Raw genomic sequence first — 21,897 nt, 5'->3', positions numbered from 1 at the left:
GACAGTGTTGTTTCTGACCTTTATGTAATTATGTTTTGATTAGGGAAAACATCATTTCAGGAATCCCTGCCGCTTGAGTGCTTCTATCATTCCGGCCGACATCGCCTCATTATCACGTTTTGTGTAACGGCAGTCTGTGAATACCTGTGCTAGCGTCTCTTTATTGTTTATCTCTACAAAATGGCGGTTTTCCGGCAACGACTCCTTTTCTTTATAATATTCATCGATATTTTCAGGGGTGTAGTCGTGGAATGTTTCTGAGTGTAAAATGGCTTTCAGAGGCAGTCTGTCCGATATTGCCGGGTTCTCGTCCGGCCATCCCAGTGTTATTGTTGCCACCGGCATGACGAGCTGCGGCAGTTTGAGAACGTCAATGATAGCCTGCGGATCGTATATTGTTGTGCCAAGGAAACAATAGCCGAGACCCTGTTCGTCAGCAATATTGCAGAATGTCTGACAGAAGAGAAGGGCATCTGTGGCAGCGTTTATGAACGAAAGAAAATTGTCGTATCCCGGTGTTGCATTGCGGTTTTCGGCCCATACGGTGGTTCGTCTGAAGTCGGCGCAGAAGGTGAGCACTACAGGTGCTTCGGTCACCATCGGCTGGTTGAAGTGTGCCGGGGCCAGACGCTGTTTTATTTCAGCGCTTCTTGTTGCAACTACGCTGTAGAGTTGCAGATTTCCCATAGTCTGTGTGTGCTCGGCATGTGCAAGCATGTTCTGCAGTAATTCGTCGGAAACATCACGGCTGGAGTATTTCCTTATGCTTCGTCTTGTATCTAATGAATTCATTTTTTTGTAAATTTTAGTTCACTACAAAGATACGGAAATTTTCTTTTTTGGAAAATTCTGCTGATGTTAATTGACTAAATATATCCTAAATGATTTCTTAATGTGAAAATAATATTGTAGTTTTGCATCAGTAAATGTCAACGGCCGGCGTTGTCATATCTGTACGAAAATTGAACCGGCTGATTGACATTGTGTTCTTGATTTTTATTGAATAATCTATATATTTTACTGATGGAAATTTTGAAGACATACTCATACGATGAGGCTTTCGGCGAGTCTCTGAAATATTTTGACGGAGATGAGCTCGCAGCAAGAGTGTGGGTTAACAAGTATGCGATGAAAGACAGCTTCGGACGCATATATGAAAAGTCGCCCGAAGACATGCATTGGCGTATTGCCAACGAGATTGCAAGGATAGAAAACAAGTATAAGAATCCGATGACGGCGCAGGAGGTGTACGACCTTCTCGACCATTTCAGATATATAGTTCCGGCGGGAAGTCCTATGACAGGAATAGGAAACGACCATCAGGTGGCTTCACTGAGCAACTGTTTTGTAATTGGTCTCGATGGCGATGCTGACTCTTACGGTGCGATAATGCGTATCGACGAGGAGCAGGTACAACTGATGAAGCGTCGCGGTGGAGTGGGACACGACCTGTCACACATACGTCCTAAAGGTTCACCGGTGAACAACTCTGCGCTTACTTCCACCGGACTCGTTCCGTTCATGGAAAGATACAGCAACTCTACACGTGAGGTTGCGCAGGACGGACGACGCGGTGCGCTTATGCTGTCTGTAAGCATAAAGCATCCGGACAGCGAGGCTTTCATCGATGCGAAGATGACTGAAGGCAAGGTGACCGGTGCCAATGTGTCTGTCAAGATAGACGACGAATTCATGGAAGCAGCCGTAAACGACAGACCATATACACAGCAGTTCCCAATAGATTCGGACAATCCCATGGTGAAAAAGGAGATATCCGCGAAGCAGCTTTGGGACAAGATAGTGCACAATGCATGGAAGAGCGCCGAGCCGGGTGTACTTTTCTGGGATACAATATTGCGCGAGAGCATTCCCGACTGTTATGCAGATCTGGGTTTCCGCACTGTTTCCACCAATCCTTGCGGTGAGATTCCGTTGTGTCCTTACGACTCCTGCCGTCTGCTTTCAATCAATCTTTATTCATACGTAGTGAATCCGTTCACTCCTGAAGCACGCTTTGATTTCGAGAAGTTCAAGGCTCACGTGCGTGTGGCTCAGCGTATAATGGATGACATTGTAGACCTTGAGCTCGAAAAGATCGATAAGATAATGGAGAAGATAAACATCGATCCGCAGAGTCAGGAAGTGAAAGGCGCCGAGTATCATCTGTGGGAGAAGATAAAGGACAAGAGCGGAAAGGGACGCCGTACGGGTGTGGGCATCACGGCCGAAGGCGATATGCTTGCTGCGATGGGACTGCGCTACGGCACCCAGGAAGCCACCGACTTCAGTGTTGAAGTGCATAAGACTCTTGCTCTCAGTGCATACCGCAGTTCAGTAGAGATGGCCCGTGAGCGCGGAGCGTTCGAAGTGTTCGACGCATCACGCGAAGCCAACAACCCGTTCTTGCTCCGTATAAAGGAAGCTGACGCCCAGTTGTATGAGGATATAATGAAATACGGCCGCCGCAATATAGCATGTCTTACCATTGCGCCAACGGGTACAACAAGTCTGATGACGCAGACAACAAGCGGAATTGAACCTGTGTTCATGCCTGTTTACAAACGTCGTCGCAAAGTGAACCCTAACGACACGGAGGTGCATGTCGATTTTGTTGACGAAGTGGGCGATTCATTTGAGGAATACATCGTATATCACAAGAAGTTCCTCGAATGGATGAAAGTGAACGGATATGATACAGAGAAGCGTTACACCCAGGAGGAAATAGACGACCTCGTGGTGAAATCACCATATTATAAGGCAACAGCAAACGATGTCGACTGGCTGATGAAAGTCAAGATGCAGGGTGCAATCCAGAAATGGGTTGACCATAGCATCAGTGTGACAGTGAACCTTCCGAATGATGTGGATGAGGCTCTTGTCAACCGTTTGTACGTAGAAGCATGGCGCTCTGGCTGCAAAGGATGTACTATCTATCGCGACGGAAGCCGTTCGGGAGTAATGATTTCCGTTTCGAAGAAAGACAAGAAGAGCGATGACAAGGAAGAGTGTCCTTGCGCACATCCTGAAGTTACGGAGGTGAGACCGAAGGAACTGGAATGTGATGTTGTGCGTTTCCAGAACAACAAGGAGAAATGGGTGGCCTTCGTAGGTCTGCTCAACGGTTATCCTTACGAGATCTTCACCGGTCTGCAGGACGACGAGGAAGGCATTGTTCTGCCCAAGACAGTAACCAAGGGTAAGATAATCAAGCAGAAGAACGAGGACGGCCACAGCCGTTACGACTTCCAGTTTGAGAACAAGCGTGGATATAAGACCACTGTAGAAGGACTGAGCGAAAAGTTCAATCCGGAATACTGGAACTACGCAAAACTTATTTCCGGTGTGCTGCGCTACCGCATGCCTATCGGCAACGTAATCAAGCTGGTCGGTTCGCTGCAGCTCAAGAGCGAAAGCATCAATACCTGGAAGAACGGTGTTGAGCGTGCATTGAAGAAATATATTGTGGATGGCACCGAGGCTAAGGGACAATCCTGTCCTGTATGCGGTGGAACTCTTGTCTATCAGGAAGGCTGCCTCATTTGCAAAAACTGCGGTGCATCGCGTTGCGGATAGTATTCTTCTGAAGATCTAATCTTTATATACGGGTGTGCCGGAGGCTGTTCATGATGAGTGACAAGGTTTCTGGCGCACCCTTTCGTTTTTCTTTTTCAACACCGATTTTCTTTTTTTATGTACGAATACAAGTGTGGATACGTCTTCATCGACGCCATGAAGTTTCATTCTTTCCACGGAGTGATAGACCAGGAACTGCTTACCGGCAACGACTATACGGTGTCTGTACGCGCCGGATATGACATTACCCGGGCCATGCAGACCGACGATGTGAACCATACACTCAACTATGCGGCCGTGTACGAAGTTGTAAGACGCGAGATGGACCGGCCGTCGAAACTCATCGAACATGTGGCGGGCCGCATAGCAGAAAGCCTTTTCGAGAGTTTTCCGCTTATATTGTCGCTCGATGTCAAGATAGTGAAGCACAACCCGCCTATGGGTGCCGACTGCTCGGGTGCGGGCGTTGAAATTCATTTAACAAATTATAAAACTAAATGATTACTTGGAGTTTTTCGTATTATTGCTTACCTTTGTCGCATCATACAAGACTGATGATTAACAGAATATTTGTATTATTGGTATTATTTGCCGCGTGTACCATATCGGTCAGTGGTGCTGACCGCAAGTTTGTTCTTGTCATAGATGCCGGTCATGGCGGACGTGACGCGGGTGCATTGGGCAAATATTCAAAGGAAAAAAACATCAATCTGGATGTGGCGCTTGCATTCGGAAAGTATGTGGAAAGGAACAATCCGGATGTCAAGGTTGTATATACACGCAAGACAGACGTTTTTGTGCCGCTCTACGAACGTGCCGAGATAGCCAACCGCAACAAGGCCGATCTTTTCATATCAATACATACCAATGCTCTCGAACGCGGCCGCATAGCCCGCGGTTTTGAGACTTACACGCTCGGCGACGGCCGTTCACAGGCCACGAAAACCAATCTTGAGGTGGCCAAGCGAGAGAACTCCGTCATTCTGCTTGAGGAAAACTACGAACAGCATTACGTGGGCTACGATCCCAACTCGCCCGAAAGCAATATTATGTTTGAGTTTGTGCAGGACCGAAACCTCACAAAAAGCATCGAGTTTGCCAAGATGTTGCAGAAGAACGTGTGCCGTGCGGCAAGCCGTCCGGACAAGGGTGTGCACCAGAGCAACCTTGCCGTGCTCCGACTTACGTCCATGCCGGCATGTCTGGTGGAGCTCGGTTTCATCACGACGGCCGACGAGGAAGCTCTTCTCAACGACAAGAACAGACTCAACCAGATGGCTGTCGGCATATACAATGCATTTGTAGAATACAAGAATAAGAACTATAACGGCATATCCGTGCCTTACAGAACGGACAGCCCAATGCTGCCCGAGACACCCGAACCGGCTCCTGCAACTCCTGCGGCCGAACCAGAGCAGCCTGCGGTACAGGCGGAAACACCTGTGCAGACCGTGACAGAGACCACACCGCAGCAGCCTGTGCAGCAAGCTGCCGCACCACAACCGGTGCAGCAACCGGCAGCTGTTGCAAGCGGACGTCCGGTGTTCAAGATACAGATTCTTGTGTCAAGTCTCAATCTGAAAGACGGTGACAGCCATCTGAAAGGTCTCACCGGCTGCGAGCGCTACGAGGAGAACGGACTGCAGAAATACACATATGGCGCATCCGAAAACTACAACGAGATATATCGTCTGCGCAAGCTGATTCTCGACAAGTTCCCCGAAGCGTTCATCATTGCCTTCAAGGACGGACAGAAGATGAACGTCAATGAGGCGATAAAGGAATTTAAGAACAACAGAAAATAAATACAGGACAATATGAAATTTTTTACTAAAGAGGTCAAAATCGCACTTGTTGCGATAGCCGGAGTGGTATTGCTCTTTTTCGGAATGAATTTTCTGAAAGGTCTGAACCTGTTTTCATCGTCGGCAGACTATTACGTAGAGTTCGATGATATAAGCGGTCTGTCGTCGTCCAGCCCTGTTTATGTGGGCGGATATCAGGTAGGAACAGTCAAAAGCATCATATATGACTACAGCAACACAACACCTACCAGAGTTGTGATAGCCGTTGACCAGGAGATGCGCATCCCCCAGGGCAGCCAGGCGAAGATTGTGAGCGACATGCTCGGCAACGTGAAGATAAACCTCGACATCAACGGTACATCCACTCAGATGATAGCGCCGGGAGGCGTCATAAAGGGATGTATAGACAACGGAGCAATGGGACAGATATCCGCAATGATCCCGGCCGTGGAGAAGATGCTGCCCAAGCTCGACAGCATAATGGGCAGTCTGAATGCCCTGCTTGCCGATCCGGCCATCGCCGCATCGCTTCACAATGTGCAGGACATCACGGCCAATCTCACCACATCTACACGCGAGCTCAACGCCCTTATGCGTACGCTCAACCGCAACGTGCCCGGCATGATGGCCAAGGCAGACGGAATACTCAACAACACCGACACTCTCACGGCCAAGCTTGCGGCCCTCGACATAGACCGCACCATGACCGAAGTGAACAGTACGCTGGCCAATGTACGCTCGCTCACCGACAAGCTGAACAGCAACGAGGGAACGCTCGGACTGCTCATGAACGATCCGTCGCTCTACAATAACCTCAATTCTACAATGATGCATGCCGACTCGCTCGTGGTGAACCTGCGCGAACATCCGAAGCGCTATGTGCATTTCTCAATTTTCGGCAGAAAGGACAACTGATAGATAAACGGCAGTCAACGGCTGTGCTTGCGCATGGCTGTGCTCCCAAGTGCATGTCGCGACACACAGAAGTGTGCCGCGACATGTTTTTTATACATCCTTTGTAGGGTGGGGCGTGGCGGAAGTCCCGTAAGGATCATGATGACTTCTGCATCCGTTCCATGCTTTCCGCTCTCTGTAATGTTGGCTTAGTAGCAATTCAATGGTAATTGGGTGTTCTAAAAAACATTGATATCAATCCTGTATAGGCACTGTTGCTTTCAACAGAGAGTGAAGCTGTCGGGGCACTTTCAGATTTTCAGTATCCTGCTGTTTTTTCGTCTGAGTTTTCTGTTCTACCCCAAAAAATAAGCGAGAATTTGCGGACCGACTCTCCGTTGGGCGCAAATACGCGAATTCTGAGAGTTTTATATAAGTTATTGAATAGCAATAATTTATGTGTGATATTTATTTTTTAGTGCTGCAAAAAGCACCATTTCAGCATGCGATATTGCCCGTTTCAGGGCCTCAAACGCACCATATCACACCCTGATATGTGCATAACCAGAGCCTGAAACGGCCTTAATTGGAATGCCGGACCAACTTTCCGTGACTGCAAGGCTGTGACTGCTACATGGCGTTACAGTCCGAAAGAGCCTTTATTATGTTCGTTTTTACATTTCTTAACATTTATTTCGCGATTTTATTTTGTCAAAAAAAAGTCAAGAAAAACTGTAAGTCCGTCTCCTGAGTTTTCTTTTAAAAAGCCGACATTGAGCGTAAGTAAACACACTGCGAGTATGTGCTCTTCTTCAGGTGTGGATTTATAGATAGTGGCAATGTGGATATATAGTTGTATGCAAGGTGCTTGTCCTGACTGTTCAACATCTGTGTATATGTGTCCGAAGATTTCTTCTGACTAAATGACGGCAGTATTTTCGAGTTCACGACGAATGTTTATGCACGGCCGGTATGCATTGTTGCACATTTATGCAAGACGGTTTTCACCTTCAGTCTGTACGTGCCTGGCAGCATGTGCGGACCCTCTTTTCGGCGGAAGATGGAAAATATGCGGGTGCGATATTTTATTTTACAAAGTGAAAAAAAGGATTTGCAGATTACAAATTATTTCTTAATTTTGCACGGCATAAGCAAAAATACTACATCGCAAGATACACCTGTAAACATTTTATTTATGACAAAAGCAAGTCCTGATGCTCTTTGGGACGAGTGCCTTTCGCTCATTAGAGGAAGCGTTACTGAGCAACAATATAAAGCATGGTTTGAGCCTATCGTGTTCAAGTCGTTCAATGCCGACACCAAGACAGTCTTGGTGCAGGTTGATCGTATTGTGTACGAAGTGCTCGAACAGAACCATGTCGATTTGCTCACAAGAGTGCTCACAGAGGTATTCTGCAACGATGTGAAGCTTACCTACCGCGTCATAGACAAGGGCCGGAAGGGAACGGAGATTCCTTCTGACCTGCCGGAGAAGCCGGTGGTTGACAATACCGCGCGTGAGGCTCCCAAGGTGGGGCAGCCCAAAGTGCCGCAGCTCAATCCGCAGCTGGATCCGCATCTGACATTCAGAAACTATATTGAAGGCGAAAGCAACAAGTTGCCGCGTTCGGTAGGATTGTCCATAGCCGAACATCCGCACAACATGCAGTTCAATCCTTTCTTCATCTACGGACCGTCGGGATGTGGCAAGACCCATCTTATCAACGCCATCGGAGTGCGTACCAAGCAGCTCTATCCACAGAAGAGAGTGCTGTGTGTGAGTGCTCGTCTGTTTGAGGTGCAATATACAAACGCTGTTCTGCAGAACAAGATAAACGATTTCATCAACTTCTATCAGACCATCGACCTGCTCATTGTGGACGATATACAGGAGTGGGAGGACAAGAAGGGAACGCAGAACACGTTTTTCCATATCTTCAACCATCTTTTCCGCAACGGAAAACGCATCATTCTGGCCAGCGACCGCCCGCCCGTGGAGCTCAAGGGTGTGAACGACCGCTTGCTCACACGATTCTCGTGCGGACTCATCGCCGAACTGGAGAAACCAAATGTGCAGCTCTGTGTGGACATACTCAAGAGCAAGATACGCCGCGACGGACTCAGTATACCTGACGATGTCATAGCTTTCGTGGCACAGACGGCCAACGGAAGTGTGAGAGATCTGCACGGAGTGATAAATTCGCTCATGGCGTACAGCGTTGTGTACAACTGCAACATCAACATGCGTCTGGCCGAGCGCGTCATAAAGCGTGCGGTGAAGGTGGACGACGAACCGCTGACCGTGGACGACATTCTGGAGAGTGTATGCTCTCACTACAATGTTACCCAGGCTGCCATAATGGGACGCAGCCGCAAGCGCGACATTGTGACAGCACGCCAGACGGCCATCTATCTTGCGCAGAAGTACACCAAGATGCCTTCCAGCCGTATAGGCCGACTCATCGGCGGACGCGACCATTCCACCGTGATATACAGTTGCTCGCAGGTGGAGCAACGCATAAAGGTAGACTCTTCTTATGCCGACGAGGTGGGCAGCATAGAGGCTTCGTTCAAGCTGAAACGCTGAATCCGTTTATCATTTTTTCCGTATCCGCAGGCCGGAGTTACTTTTCCGCAGTTTATGCCGGGCTGTGTTGTACCGTCATACCGGCGGTGCCTCATTCTTTGCCGGCTTTTGGGGGAGACCGGTGGCCGGTATATAACAGCGGTGTACAGGCTGTTATACATAAAGCAAGGGACGTAATCATATATAAAAAAGGACAAAGACTGTTTGCTGTAACGTCTTTGTCCTTTGTCATTATATAGTTGAGGTGTGTACGCTAAAACGCAATCTTCACCTTAGCTCCGGCCATAACCCATATTCCGGGTTGCAGCACGTCGCCTATGTCGTAATATCTGTGGTTGGTTATGTTGTCCGCTTTCAGATATATGTCATACTTGTCTTCTGTCCATGCCAGCTTCGCGTCGAGCTTGGCATAGGGATGATAGCCGTTCATTCGCTGCTGCCATCTCATGCACCAGTGGGCGGTCAGCTTGCGCCATATGCGGTGATCAAGCTGCACGCTGAGTTTGTGGCGCAGATAGTCAAGGGCGTAGAGCGACTTGTATATGTTGCGTTCCGACGTGTGTTTCTGGTTTATGTAGCCGTAGCTTACCTTCAGCCCCGTGAATATTGGGCATCCTGTCAGCAGGTCGGGGCGCAGTGCCAGATCGCATGTCAGTCCGGTGTTGTCCACCTTGCCTATGTTCAGTGCCTGATATTTTGTGCTTTCCTCGCTTTCGTAAACCCAGTCTATGAGGTCGCGCCCGTAGTTGCGCAGCACGCTGACGGTGGCTTCCCATTCCGGCCGGCGGTATCTCAGGCCGGCTTTCAGTGTGGTGTTCTTTTCGGGTTTCAGTGCTGTGCTGCCCTGTTGTGCGGCGCTGCTGACGTATAGTTCGGTGTATGTGGGTATGCGCATGGCCTTGTTCCACGAGGCGAATATGGTCCAGTGGTTGTCCGGCCGGTAGCTTACATCTACTCCGGGATAGAATCTGAAACTGTCGTCCAGCCCTGTGTTTCTGTCGGCCATTACTCCTGCCGACAGTCTGAAGCCGCCTATGCTGATGTTGTGTTCAAGGAAAAGGCTCGTACATGTGCGTTTGCCCTCATGGTCGTAAACCCGCGACGAGCCGCTGATGTCGTGCCATTGGTCCTCGTCAAGCAGGTCGCCGTATGATGTACTCAGTATGTGTTCTCTTTTGATGTTGGCTCCGGCCGCTGTCTGTCCGGCTATCCATGACAGTCGGGCACTGATGCTTGCGCCGTAGACATCCATGCGGTGGAGGTTCTCACCGTTGGCCGCTCCGGTCATACCGCGTGTCAGCTGATAGTGGTCGTAGTCTCTGTGGCCGTATATTGTCGGGCAGAATGTCAGCCGTCTGTCGCCCAACGGTCTTATCTCCGCACTTGCCGAGGCTATGTATCGGCGCGTTTCCTCATACTGGTTGTCGAACTTCGCACTGTAAAAGGTCGATGCGCCGTAGTCCTGCGAGGTTATGCCGGCCTGCCACATCATGTCGGCATAACGTGTGGAGAAGTTGCCCTGATAGAACAGTTTTCGCTTTACGAAGTCGCTGTTCTTCGTTCCTCCGTCGCTCCGGCTTATGCCTCCGCTCAGTCGGTTGTTGGTGGTGCGGGTGTTGAAGGTCACTCCCGCCTCACCGCATACGGTGCCGAACGAGCCACCTTCAATGGTGGCGAAGGCATTGCTATGCTCCTTGTTTTTGGTCACGATGTTTATGGCACCGCTGAATGCAGGGTTGCCGAATACTCGTGCCGATGCGCCTTCGAGCACCTCGATGCGCTGGATGTCGGATAAAGAAACTGGAAAATCGGCGGCGTTGTGCCCGGTCTGCGGGCTTGAGATGTTGATACCGTTCAGTAGAATGACCGTCTGGTCGAACGTACCGCCGTTTACGGAGATGTCCGTCTGAACTCCAAAGCCACCGCGCTGACGGACATCCACGCCCGTGGCTGATTTTAATACGTCGTTGATACTTTCTGCCGCAGCCCTCCGTATGTCGTCGGCTGTCGTGACAGAGACAATCATGGCCGGCTTCTGGTCGGCCAGTGGCGCCCACGCTCCCGTCACCACCACTTCGCTGAGCTTCACCTCCTGATGTCCGAGTGAGTCTTTCTCCATAACGTCGCGCTTGGCTATGCCGTCAGCTTTGGCATAAGTCAGCGTTGCAACGCTAAGAGTGCCGATGAGCACTTCCTTACCCAGACAATTGAACAGGGCGTAGCTCTTACGCGTGAAATGCGTGAAAATCAGAGCTGTGCGCGTGTTGAAAATTGGTCTGTACATAAATGTTAATATTAAAAAAACGGTGCAAAGGTAAGAAAAAATAGTGGAAAGGGCAACTGTGTGTGATGCCGGACTTCATACTGAGGGTGTTTCCTGTTATAGTGATTATTACGAAAACGGGCGGCACGAAATAAAGAGACGTGCCGCCCGTTTTGCGCTTTTTTATGTGTCTGTGTAGTGTTTTCTCCGGTTATTATTGTTTTTTCAGAAACTGTTCTTGTGACTTTCTGACGTGTGTTCCGGCTCTGTCGTTTTTCTGTCATGTGTGAGAAACACCATGTAAGAGCCGTCCCCGTCAAGTGTTATGTTGTCTCCGGTTGCCTCGTTCAGCGTTCCCTGCCACATGCTTTTGTATGCGTAGGGTTGCCATCTCAGGCCCTCACCGGTCAGGTGACTGCATGAGAGGTTGAATATGCTCACCTGTTGGCGCTTGAATGTGGCGAAACTGTTTCTTCCTTTGGCAGGGATGAAATATCCGTTGTCGGTTATCATCACTGGCTTTATGCCGAAGTCGTCCATGTATCTTGCCATGAGTGATATGTTGCCCAGTGTGTGGTCTTCGCGCTTTCCGGTAGCACCGAGGTATGCTATGTTGTGGAATCCTTTGCCGATGCAGTAGCGTGTGGCCTTGGTCTGGTCGTTGTCGTCCTGTTCGTCGATTATGTGTATTATGTCGCTGTGGCTGTTTCTGAAACCGGTGGGCATCGAGTCACCGTCGCCGACGATGGCATCTGGTGTCAGTCCATGGTCGAATGCGCTTATTCCGGCGTTGTCGCAGCAGCACAGAAAGCTGTTTCTGCGTAGTATTGACAGTGGTATTTTGTGGACGGGAAAGTCACCGTCGCACAGTATTACGGCGTCGAACACCGATTGTTCGTCAATAAGCGGATAGTTCATACAGTGCTTTTTTCTGATGGCTGAACGGTCATCATTTTCTTCCATTTCATATATCCGAACACTGCAATCACGGCATAAGTGCCATACAGTCCGGCTTTGAACGGTATGCCTTTATACGCGTAGAGCACGCAGCACACGGCATCAACGACAATCCATATGATCCATTGTTCAACATATTTGCGTGCAAGTGCCCACAGACCAATGATGCTCAGAGCATTCACGAAGCTGTCTGTCACCGGCACATCACTGTCGGTGAATCGTGTGAGGATGGCGTAGATGGTTATCCATGCCACCACGAATGCAACAACGGAAGGTATTATCAGATTGCGGCGATAGTGGGTTATAGGCATCTCTCCGGCTGTTCTCTGGTTGCGTTTGCGCCCGTATTTCCATACAATGAAACCGTAAATGGCGGCCACTGCATAATATATCGCCATACCGAAATCGGCATACAGTCCAGCTTCAAGATAAAGCACAATGTCTATCAGCGGCATAATGATGCTTGCAAACCATAGCCATATGCTCGCCCTATATTCAAGAATGACATAAACTATGCCGACAACCGTGCTCAGGATATCAAGTATCATGAGCTGGTTGTCGGCTATGTAATTCAATATTCCGTTCATTCCTGCACTGCTTAGAATGTGATGGAAAGATGTGCGAGGAAGTGAGTAGGAGCCTGGGCTGAATATGTTGACCACGCCCATCCGCCGTCGTAGGCAACTATCTTGCCGTTTTCATTCTTGAAGTTCATTGAGCAGCTTCCGTTGCTTTCATACTCTTCGTTGAACAGGTTATAAACAGTCACGCCCACGGTAGCGCTCTTCAGTCCCTTCATCTTGAACGTATAGGACAGGTCGAGGTCGCTTACGAACATCGCGTCGATGACAGCGCTGGTGTAAGTCTTGCCGTCTGTGTTCAGATATTTCTTGAAACCGGAGTTCGTCATGTTCTGTTCGCTGACGTATTTGCTCATGAGTGATGCACGCAGATCCTTGTATTCGTAAGTGAATATGTTGTTCACTATGACGTCAGGAGAGTAGGCCAGCTTGGTTGTTCCCACGTTGGCATACGACTGACTCCAGTCTTCGTTTATCACTGTTACGTTCATATTCTTTGCCCGGTTCTTGCTCAGTGTGGCGTTGATGTTCCATTCAAAGCCCTTGAAAGGACGCAGTCCGGCCATCAGTTCGACGCCCATGCGGTAGCTGTCCTTTATGTTTCGTGCCACCATTTCGCCGTTGGAGTCCTGTGCTCCGGTGAGAACGAACTGGTTGTCGTAGTCCATATAATAAAAGTTCACTCCGGCATTGAATATTCCCGACTGGTATTTGTAGCCTACCTCAAGATCGTTCAGTCGCTCAGCCTGCGGGTCAACGGCGTCTGTCTCGGCCATCATATCCTCGAAATCGTTGCGTGTCGGCTCCTTGTGTGCTATGGCGTAAGACGCATATACGGTGTGTTCGGAAGTGATGTTATAGACAAGTCCGAACTTCGGATTGAAGAAATCGTATTTACGGTCGAGTATGAGTGGACGCTGGTTATGGTCTTCGTCGAACTCCTGTGATGTGCCGTCCATCTTGTAGCTTATGTGACGATACTGCAGGTCAACGTATCCGCTGAGACCCGGAAGAAACTCATAGTTGATTTTTCCATAAATATTTCCGTCGGTCTTCTTGGCGTTGTTGCGATAGTATTCATGGTCGGGATTGAATATGACTCCATCGTTGTAATATACCTGCATGCCGTCTTCCAGCCAGATGTATGGGCTTCCTGACCACAGCACTTTGCCGAAATGGTCGCCGTCGTACTTGTTCCATCCGCCGCCGATGGTGGCAGTCAATCCGTTGTGGTTGTCATAATTGGCTGATGCTATGAAGCCGTAGAAATCGTTAAGCATCTTTTTCTGTCTTACGAGATTGGCCATCAAGTCTGTGTTTTTGGTCATTAGATACTTGTAAAGTTTCTGGTCTTCCTTCATCTGCTCATAGTAGCCGTCGCCCCGTGTGTAGTGAAACGCTACGTTGGTGTTCCAGTCAGACGACCATCTTTGGTTCCAAAGAAGTTGGTAGTTCTGCTGATGATAGTTGTCGGTCTGATTCTTATAGAAAGCCACATTGCCGTTCTTATCGGTGTAGATTCCGCTCGGGTTGTAGCTTCTGCCGTATTTCTCCATATCGGCTTTCGACGCATAGTCCCACGCCATGTATGTTTTCTCAGTTCCATTGAATGTGATGAACTTCACGACGGTGTTGTCGGCGAAGTATCCGCCTTGCAGAAAATAGGAGTTGAGTCTTGACGATGCTCTATCGATGAAGCCGTCGCTGCCGATGTTGGACAGGCGTCCCTGGAAGCCCCAGTGGCCTCCCAGCAGTCCGGTGGAGAAGCTGAAGGTCTCCTTGTGTGTGCCGTACGATCCACCGGAAAGGTCGAGTTGCCCGTAGGCTTTCTGGCTGATGTTTTCTGTCTGCATGTTGACGGTTGCTCCGAATGCACCTGCACCGTTGGTGGAAGTGCCTACACCGCGCTGTATCTGTATTGATTCGAGATTGGAAGCAAAGTCGGCCATGTTGACCCAATAAAGCTGACTGCTCTCCGCATCGTTCACAGGGATGCCGTTGGCGGTTATGTTTATGCGTGTCGGATCTGTTCCACGCACATGTATTGCAGTGTAGCCGATGCCCATTCCTGCGTCGGATGACGTTGTGACAGACGGCGTGAAGTTGAGTATCCATGGCATGTCCTTTCCCTTGTTGAGCGTTTTGATCTGGCTTTTGCTCATGTCCGAGTAAGCCACAGGTGTCTTTTTGTCGGCACGTGTCGATACTACCTGTACGTTCTGCAGTTCGTAAGTTCTCAATGTGTCAAGCCGTTCACCTCCCGGCCCGGCTGCGTTTACTGTTGCAACACTTGCAAGTGCAGCAATTAGTAAAACTGTTTTTTTCATTAATTTGTTTGATTTTAAAAATACACAAAAAGGGGTACTTTTTATGTTTTGCCTTATTCCACCGCCGGTACTAACCGGATCTGGTCAGAGGGTTTGATCTCAGCCGGAAATCTCCGGCACCCCTTAACTTACTCCTTGTAAGTCGGGTGCAAAGTTAATGTAAATAAATGTAAACGCAAAGGAAAACACTGTTTTTCAGTATATTGAAGTCTGTGGCACACTCATATGGTGTCGCGGACATGTCGGGTGTTTTCCTTTGTGTTTACAGTTCAGCACTTTTTATTTCCGCGTATGTCTATTGCAGTGATGTGCGTATTACGCTTTTATGTTTTTATGTATATAATATGATGTGTCGGGAACTTGTGGAGTCTGGCGCGTTATTGCAGCTGATCATCTACGTCGGAGTATTTGGGAGATGGCCCGTATTCGTTTTCAAATTTGTCACTGTCGCGACAAAGGAATACAATCAATATCACTTTATACACAAGGCATACTATACTCAGCACCAGATATTTGAATAATATTGAGGTAATGAGGTATAAATCAGTAAACATGCTGTGCGTATCATAAATATGATGATCGCATGATGAATTGTCATAAATTGTATATACAGATATGTCGTATACAGCAATTGCTATGAATCCCAGCGGCAGCAGAAAGTCGATGATACACCATATGCCACTGCGTCCTGTATCGTGCAGACGACGGAATGTGAGTGGTATTCTTGCGAGTTCGAGCAGGAGTCCAAGCAGCGGAGCTATCAATATGCCGGTGAATGGTGTGTAGAAAATTATGGGCAGGACGAAAACTTCAACAACGGTGATGAGAAGTATTGTCCACCAGAACTCCGAGCGTCTGGAGCGTCCGCGGAACTGGATGATTTTGGTGGCCGCCGCCTGAATGGCTTGTGGGAAATCCAGCGATGGCGTTTGCTTGAAATTTTCCATATATTATAAGTATTATAGGTCGTCGATGGCGTGTTTTCTTATTACTCCGCTGTTTATTTTGTCTGTATAAGTCAGCATTACAAATCCGGTGGTAGGTGTTTTCGGTTCAATGCTGAGCTTCACATTGCCTTTGTCGGTGGTGAAAGTTGTGACATATTCGCAACGGTTGTCACCCACGGCATACATTCTGTCATGGTTGCTGATACGGGCGCTTATGTATATCGGATCTATATTTATCTTCTCTCTGCATGCCGAAGACTTACCGTATTTTGTCGTTAGCATTTCTTTCAGATGTTTGTAGTCACCGTGCAAGTCATCCCATTCTTCGCGCACGGGGAAGGCAACATTTATCTTGGCTACGACGTCCTTGGAATCGAGAGTCTGCACGTGGAGTATGCAATCTTTATAGTCCGCAAAGTCGCCATAAAGCACTGCAGTGCCGTCATCGGCAGAATCCTCCGGGTCTATGAGTATATTCTCGCTGTTGTCGCTGCCGTAGTTTTTGAATCCTTGCTGTTCCATACGTTTGACAAACATTTCGAGTGGGCCGTTTATTGGTACATTCTTGAAAAACATGTGGGTGCTGTCCTCCTGGGTGTATTTGCTGTAGTCCGCTACAGCTTTTGGCTCCTCTTTCTGTTTTATCAGTAATTTGGTTACCTCCTCACACGATGTCAGCGTGAGACCGGCCATAAGAATATACATCAGTTGTTTTTTCATAAAATATTGTTTTGCGGTTTATAAGGTTTTTATGTTTATTTCAAAAGGTCTTCTTCAAGGTGTCCGGAAGTTGTATAATAAGGTCTGTTTGCGATCATTTCTTTTCTTCTTCCTTCTGTTTCTGCGAACCGTAGTTAGGTTGGTCCATGTATATTATTCTGACGTTGCTGTAGTGTTTGTCATCGAAAAATACATGGTTGATTACGAGTGCTATCACTCCGTTGTCGCGGTTGAATGTAGATTTGAAGTCGCAGCGGTCGGTCTCAACATACAGCATCTTGAGATCGTAGGGCACTTCGTTTTCGAACACTTCAATCGATATGTCCGGCTGGCCGTAACGTTTTGTGAGTGTTTTCTTCAGATTGTAGTAATCGTCCGACAGCGCAGACCACGTGTCTTGATAGGGGAACGACACTGCCACGTTGTTCACCTTCTTTCCGTTCTGCACCGAATAGATATAGATATCGCAGTTTTTGTAGCCTTCATATTCACCTTTGAGTATGGCTGTGCCGTCCTGTGTTATCTCGGAGAAGGTGAATCCCTTCTTTACCATTTTATTGACAAAGTTGTTGAGTGTTCCGCATATGGGTTCGCCCATGAACTCCAGATGCTTTTCTACTTGTTCCGGTTGCTGTGAAAAAGCTGCAACCGCTATGATATTTAAAAATAGTACGGATAAAAACTTTTTCATAATTGTAGAGTATTTCGGGTGAAACAATTCGGTTTTATATTACAAATTTAGTAAATAATCCGTCTGGGTGTACCTTCTTTAGTATAATTAACATATAACATTTATAAATAGTATGCGCTATTTGGAGCACCTTTCAAAACTTGCGTATTTGCCAACGAATAATATCTTACGGAGAATAATTCAGAAATGAATAATTTGGATAATTGCTTGATATACAATGGTTTGTGCGAAATCATATACTGAAGCCATTTCCTATGCTGTGCGAAATGTGCTGTATTGCATTGCGAAACGGTCTCTGCCGTATGCCGAAATGGTCTTTATTGACGCATGAAATGGGCCTTAATGGAGTGTGAAAGAGCCTTTTCCGTATCGGTGAATATGAAAAAGAATACAGAATTTTGGTTGCAGGCAATATGCAAAGGTATCTTTGCAGCTTGTCATTCTTTAGAATGAGAAAAAGTGAAGTGTTAATTTTTTTCGGATTTTAACTTAATTTTCGGTGTCCGTGTTATGCAGAACCGCGTGTTTGGCGTATCTTTGCGAAACGACATACAGCCGGTGGCATGAACAGTGGCGCAACTAGACGCGCTTGCATCAGTACCGCTGTGCATAGCCATTGACTTGAAAAACATATAGAAACGACAGATGAAGATACTGGTCATAGAGGATGATGCCGACCTGCGTGAGATTATTGTCAGGTCGTTGGAGAAAGAGCGTTACGTGGTTGAGACGGCGGCTGACTGTGCCACCGCCCGCATGAAGGTGTTCGTGTATGAATACGACTGCCTGCTGCTCGACATCATGCTGCCCGACGGCAGCGGTCTGGATATACTGCGCGACATGTCGGCGCGTGGCCGTAAGTGCAACGTAATAATACTTTCGGCGAAGGATTCTATAGAAGACAAGGTGACCGGTCTTGATCTTGGAGCCGACGACTACCTAGCTAAACCGTTTCATCTGGCCGAACTGCACGCACGTCTGAAGAGCGTGATAAGGCGTAGCCGCAACGACGGCGATAACGTGATGAGGATGGCGAACGTGTGTGTGCACACCGACAGTTTCAGGGTGGAGGTAGACGGGCAACCGCTTGAGCTCGGCCGTAAGGAGTACGACATACTGACTTATTTCATGAATCGTCCGGGTCGGCTCATCGAGAAGCAGATGCTGGCTGAAGCCGTATGGGGCGACTATATAGACGTGGCCGATAACTTCGACTTTGTTTATGCACAGATGAAAAACCTGCGCAAACGTCTCAAGACGGCCGGTGCGGGCATTGAGATAAAGACTGTTTACGGATTCGGTTACAAACTTGTAGAGGTATGAAACTCATAAACTACATATCGTTACGCCTGTCGGTGATAGCCGCTGTGGTGCTGGCATTCTGGTCGGTGTTCTTCTATTTTGCCATCATAGACGAGATAAACGACGAAGTGGACGACTCACTGGAGGATTACGCCGAGCTTGTCATACGCCGTGCATTGGCTGGTGAGCCTCTGCCTACAGCCTCGAGCGGTTCGAACAACCAGTATTATCTCCATCAGGTGTCGGCCGAATATGCCGACACTCATCCGCATGTGCGCTATGAGGACCGTACGGTTTATATAAGGGAGAAGCGCGAGTTTGAGCCTGCACGTGTCATCACCTATATATATACAACAGGCAACGACAGATTCTTCGAAGTTGAAGTGTCTGTGCCTACCATCGACAAGGCCGACCTGAAGGAAGCCATATTCTATTGGCTACTGTTCCTCTATGTGGCCATTCTGCTCGGTTTTGTTCTGCTTAATCTCATTGCTGTGAAACGCAGTATGCGTCCGTTGGCGGTGCTTCTGAAGTGGGTGGACGACTATCGGCTGGGACGTGAGAACCGCGAACTGGATAATCCTACATACGTGACAGAGTTCAGCAAGCTCAATGACGCTGTGGTGCGCTCGATGAAACGCAGTGAGGAACAGTACGAGCAGCAGAAGATGTTCATAGGTAATGCCTCGCACGAGATGCAGACACCGTTGGCTGTGTGTCAGAATCGTATTGAAATGTTGCTCGATGATGATAATCTCACCGAGCATCAGATGGGCGAACTGGTGAAGACACTCGGCACTCTTGGTTCGCTGTCAAGGCTCAACAAGTCGCTGCTGCTGCTTTGCAAGATAGAGAACGGTCAGTTCACCGACGAGGAGATGGTGGATATGGACAAACTGACGGAGCGTCTGATGGACGACTTCAGAAGTGTGCTGAAGACGCGTAACATAGAGGTGACGGTGGGATGTTCGGACCACTGGCATGTGAAGATGAACTCCATGCTTGCTTCAACACTTGTGGGCAATCTGTTGAAGAACGCTTTTGTGCATAATGTGGACGGCGGACGCGTGATAGTGAATATAGGCAGTCATGGCATGACTGTAGCCAACACCGGAGCTGACGAACCTTTGGACAAGACAAAGATATTCACCCGTTTCTATCACACAAGCGGCATGAAAAGCTCCACGGGCATAGGTCTTTCGCTGGTGAGTGCCGTGTGCAATCTTTATTCTTTCAGTATTGACTATCGTTACGAAAACGGTTTGCATACGTTCGAAATAACCGACAATCAGGTCTGAAAGGCCCTGTGACAAACCCTTCAGACAGTACTGATAATGCGGTCTGAAGGGCTTTATTCTTAATAAATGTTAATCTTATAGATTCTGACAGTTTTTTCAGATTCATTTCAGAATTGCATTGCAACTTTGCAATACGAAAGTCAGAGAGGTGGCTGACAGGACAATCAGACCACAGAGGCAACCTCCCCGGTTTCGGAAACAAAGAACAATAAAAATAATAATCATAAAAAAGAAATGAATATGAAGAGATTTTTGAAAGTCAGCATCGCAGCATTGCTCTGCCTGTTTGTAGTGAGTGTTAACGCAGTGGCTTCAAACGACAAGCCGATAGAGGTGTCGCAGCTTCCTCAGGCTGCACAGCAGATACTGAAAAAGGACTTCGCTAAGATGAAGGTCGCACTGGCCAAGATGGAGTCGGGACTCTTCGACACAAGCTATGACATCATTTTCACCAACGGCGATAAAGTGGAGTTCGACCGCAACGGTAACTGGACTGAACTGAAATGTAAATACTCTCAGGTTCCTGCCCGCCTCATACCGGCCGCCATCAGCAACTATGTTAAGAAGAACTATCCGTCGGCCAAGATACTCGAAATAGAAAGAGACCGCAGTGAGTACGACGTGAAACTTAGCACGGGAATGGAGATAACATTCAACAAAAAATTCCAGGTAACAGATATTGACAACTGAAAATATAGAATAAGAATATGAAGTGGAAATTATATTTGATGGCTGTTATAGTTGCAGCATTCGTAGCTACAGCCTGCAGCGACGATGACGATAACTTCTCTGTGAATGATGTTCCGGCCAAAGTAATGGAGACATTCAATGCAAAATATCCGGACACCACGGCTCATTGGGAAAAGGAGCGTGGAAAGATAAAGGCCGAGTTCGTGGTGAACGGTCAGGAAACAGAGGCATGGTTCGATAAGGACGGCACATGGATAGGTACAGAGACGAACTTCAGAGGCACATTGCCTGAAGCTGTGCAGAACTATATCAATGCAAACTATGACGGTTACACAGTGGATGATGTTGACTGGATAGAGACACCGACGGTGAACTATTTCGACATCGAACTTGAGAAGTTGGCTAAGCCGGATGTGAGACTTCTCATAAAGGAAGACGGTACACTGGTGAGCTGAAAAGTATTTTCGATTGACAAGACATAATAATAAAGAGGTTGCGGCCGTGTGTGTTGCAACCTCTTTTCTTTGTTACTGCGGACTGCCTACGGTGCTTTCCGATTGGTGGTACGCGTATTATGTTGACACGTCCATTCTTTATTTATCTTTAGGATAGCCCACCGGATTGTTCAGAAGCGGCAGGGCCGTGTCGCTGAGTTTTAGTATCTTTTTCAGTTCGGCGTTGTTCATGGTGGCTCTCGGCACAGTCACAAGGCCGTTGCCGGCACAGAACAGACAGATGTTCTGCGACACATAGCCGGCGTCCATGGCGGCAGTCATGCGTGTACGCTCATTTTTTGCGTCACCGAGCTTCGAGAGTTCAGAAACCAGAACGAGCGAAACCGGAAATTGGTTTACGAAGTCCTGACCTGACGCCACGGCATTACGGTGGTCGCCTTCAGTGATGAGTTGCAGGCGGTTTTCGGCTGCTATGTATTTGTATGCGCCTTTCTTGCTTATCACATACACGTCGATGTCCTGGCGGTTGAGGGCCGACGGGGCGGTGCGTTTGTTGTCGTCGGGACGGTTGATACCGTTGGCTGCCCACAGAAGATCGGAAAGGTCGGCTGCGCTCAGCTCTTTGTCGGCACATTCGCGGTGCGACTGACGCAAGGCGAGCGATTTCATTATGCTTGCGCCTTTGTCCTTGTTGGGTGCCTGCAGTTGTATGTCGTTCTCGTTTTGTGCTGTTGCGCCTGATGCCAGCACGGCCATCATGGCTGCGAATATCATTTTCTTCATGTTCTTATGAATGTTGTATTAATG

At 48.2% G+C, this 21,897-nt stretch carries 18 protein-coding genes and 1 riboswitch; of the genes, 9 read left to right on the top strand and 9 right to left on the bottom strand.

Features of this window, described 5'->3' with window-relative positions; all coding sequences use genetic code 11:
• Positions 1–51: 51 nt before the first annotated feature.
• Positions 52–792, bottom strand: coding sequence for a nitroreductase family protein (locus WKT13_RS05695; RefSeq protein WP_340323205.1), 741 nt, complete (start codon positions 790–792; stop codon positions 52–54).
• Positions 793–1,023: 231 nt separating this feature from the next.
• On the opposite strand from WKT13_RS05695, the gene WKT13_RS05690 reads away from it, so the two are divergent.
• The 5 genes from WKT13_RS05690 to dnaA all read left to right on the top strand — a co-directional run bounded on the left by WKT13_RS05690 (position 1,024) and on the right by dnaA (position 8,859).
• Positions 1,024–3,573 (top strand): adenosylcobalamin-dependent ribonucleoside-diphosphate reductase, encoded by a 2,550-nt coding sequence (locus tag WKT13_RS05690; RefSeq protein ID WP_298619745.1) that lies wholly within the window; start codon positions 1,024–1,026, stop codon positions 3,571–3,573.
• Between the two features lie 117 nt (positions 3,574–3,690).
• On the top strand, positions 3,691–4,074 hold the full coding sequence (folB, locus tag WKT13_RS05685) for a dihydroneopterin aldolase (RefSeq protein WP_340323204.1): 384 nt from the start codon (positions 3,691–3,693) through the stop codon (positions 4,072–4,074).
• 53 nt (positions 4,075–4,127) lie between these two features.
• Positions 4,128–5,378 carry an N-acetylmuramoyl-L-alanine amidase gene (locus WKT13_RS05680; RefSeq protein WP_340323203.1) on the top strand — a complete coding sequence of 417 codons (1,251 nt, stop codon included), beginning with the start codon at positions 4,128–4,130 and terminating at the stop codon, positions 5,376–5,378.
• A 12-nt stretch (positions 5,379–5,390) separates the two neighbouring features.
• A complete protein-coding gene (locus WKT13_RS05675) occupies positions 5,391–6,293 on the top strand; it encodes an MlaD family protein (protein ID WP_340323202.1) in 903 nt (300 codons plus the stop codon).
• Positions 6,294–7,467: 1,174 nt separating this feature from the next.
• Positions 7,468–8,859 carry a chromosomal replication initiator protein DnaA gene (gene dnaA, locus WKT13_RS05670; RefSeq protein WP_298619755.1) on the top strand — a complete coding sequence of 464 codons (1,392 nt, stop codon included), beginning with the start codon at positions 7,468–7,470 and terminating at the stop codon, positions 8,857–8,859.
• A 253-nt stretch (positions 8,860–9,112) separates the two neighbouring features.
• Here dnaA and WKT13_RS05665 read toward each other — a convergent pair whose 3' ends face one another.
• From WKT13_RS05665 to WKT13_RS05635, 7 genes are all read right to left on the bottom strand, one after another.
• On the bottom strand, positions 9,113–11,143 hold the full coding sequence (locus WKT13_RS05665; RefSeq protein ID WP_340323201.1) for a TonB-dependent receptor plug domain-containing protein: 2,031 nt from the start codon (positions 11,141–11,143) through the stop codon (positions 9,113–9,115).
• A gap of 204 nt (positions 11,144–11,347) precedes the next feature.
• Positions 11,348–12,040 (bottom strand): thiamine diphosphokinase, encoded by a 693-nt coding sequence (locus tag WKT13_RS05660; RefSeq protein WP_340323200.1) that lies wholly within the window; start codon positions 12,038–12,040, stop codon positions 11,348–11,350.
• Positions 12,037–12,666, bottom strand: coding sequence for a nicotinamide riboside transporter PnuC (gene pnuC, locus WKT13_RS05655; RefSeq protein WP_340323199.1), 630 nt, complete (start codon positions 12,664–12,666; stop codon positions 12,037–12,039). The genes WKT13_RS05660 and pnuC overlap by 4 nt, the downstream gene beginning before the upstream one ends.
• Positions 12,667–12,677: 11 nt before the next feature.
• Positions 12,678–14,987, bottom strand: coding sequence for a TonB-dependent receptor (locus tag WKT13_RS05650; protein ID WP_340323198.1), 2,310 nt, complete (start codon positions 14,985–14,987; stop codon positions 12,678–12,680).
• Positions 14,988–15,026: 39 nt separating this feature from the next.
• Positions 15,027–15,121: riboswitch (TPP riboswitch) on the bottom strand.
• 243 nt (positions 15,122–15,364) lie between these two features.
• Positions 15,365–15,934: a DUF805 domain-containing protein gene (locus WKT13_RS05645; protein WP_340323197.1), complete on the bottom strand. Its 570-nt coding sequence runs from the start codon at positions 15,932–15,934 to the stop codon at positions 15,365–15,367.
• Between the two features lie 12 nt (positions 15,935–15,946).
• Entirely contained in the window at positions 15,947–16,654 is a 708-nt protein-coding gene (locus WKT13_RS05640; protein WP_340323196.1) for a hypothetical protein, read from the bottom strand.
• Between the two features lie 94 nt (positions 16,655–16,748).
• On the bottom strand, positions 16,749–17,345 hold the full coding sequence (locus WKT13_RS05635; RefSeq protein WP_340323195.1) for a hypothetical protein: 597 nt from the start codon (positions 17,343–17,345) through the stop codon (positions 16,749–16,751).
• 645 nt (positions 17,346–17,990) lie between these two features.
• Between WKT13_RS05635 and WKT13_RS05630 the strand changes: the two genes are divergently transcribed.
• From WKT13_RS05630 to WKT13_RS05615, 4 genes are all read left to right on the top strand, one after another.
• Positions 17,991–18,668, top strand: a complete 678-nt coding sequence (locus WKT13_RS05630; protein WP_298619772.1) for a response regulator transcription factor — start codon at positions 17,991–17,993, stop codon at positions 18,666–18,668.
• Complete coding sequence (locus tag WKT13_RS05625; RefSeq protein ID WP_340323194.1) at positions 18,665–19,945, top strand: sensor histidine kinase; 1,281 nt, start codon at positions 18,665–18,667, stop codon at positions 19,943–19,945. The genes WKT13_RS05630 and WKT13_RS05625 overlap by 4 nt, the downstream gene beginning before the upstream one ends.
• A 252-nt stretch (positions 19,946–20,197) precedes the next feature.
• Positions 20,198–20,635 (top strand): PepSY-like domain-containing protein, encoded by a 438-nt coding sequence (locus WKT13_RS05620; protein ID WP_445323588.1) that lies wholly within the window; start codon positions 20,198–20,200, stop codon positions 20,633–20,635.
• Between the two features lie 17 nt (positions 20,636–20,652).
• The gene (locus WKT13_RS05615) at positions 20,653–21,090 is read left to right on the top strand and encodes a PepSY-like domain-containing protein (RefSeq protein WP_298619778.1); all 438 of its coding nucleotides are present in this window, start codon (positions 20,653–20,655) and stop codon (positions 21,088–21,090) included.
• Between the two features lie 138 nt (positions 21,091–21,228).
• Here the strand turns inward: WKT13_RS05615 and WKT13_RS05610 are convergent, their stop codons facing one another.
• Positions 21,229–21,873, bottom strand: a complete 645-nt coding sequence (locus tag WKT13_RS05610; RefSeq protein WP_340323193.1) for a SagB/ThcOx family dehydrogenase — start codon at positions 21,871–21,873, stop codon at positions 21,229–21,231.
• Between the last annotated feature and the right edge of the window lie 24 nt (positions 21,874–21,897).

This window comes from Prevotella sp. HCN-7019, from assembly GCF_037890215.1.
GTDB lineage: Bacteria > Bacteroidota > Bacteroidia > Bacteroidales > Bacteroidaceae > Prevotella.
The sequence above is the reverse complement of the archived record's forward strand: the minus strand, read 5'-3'. Positions and strand labels throughout refer to the sequence as shown.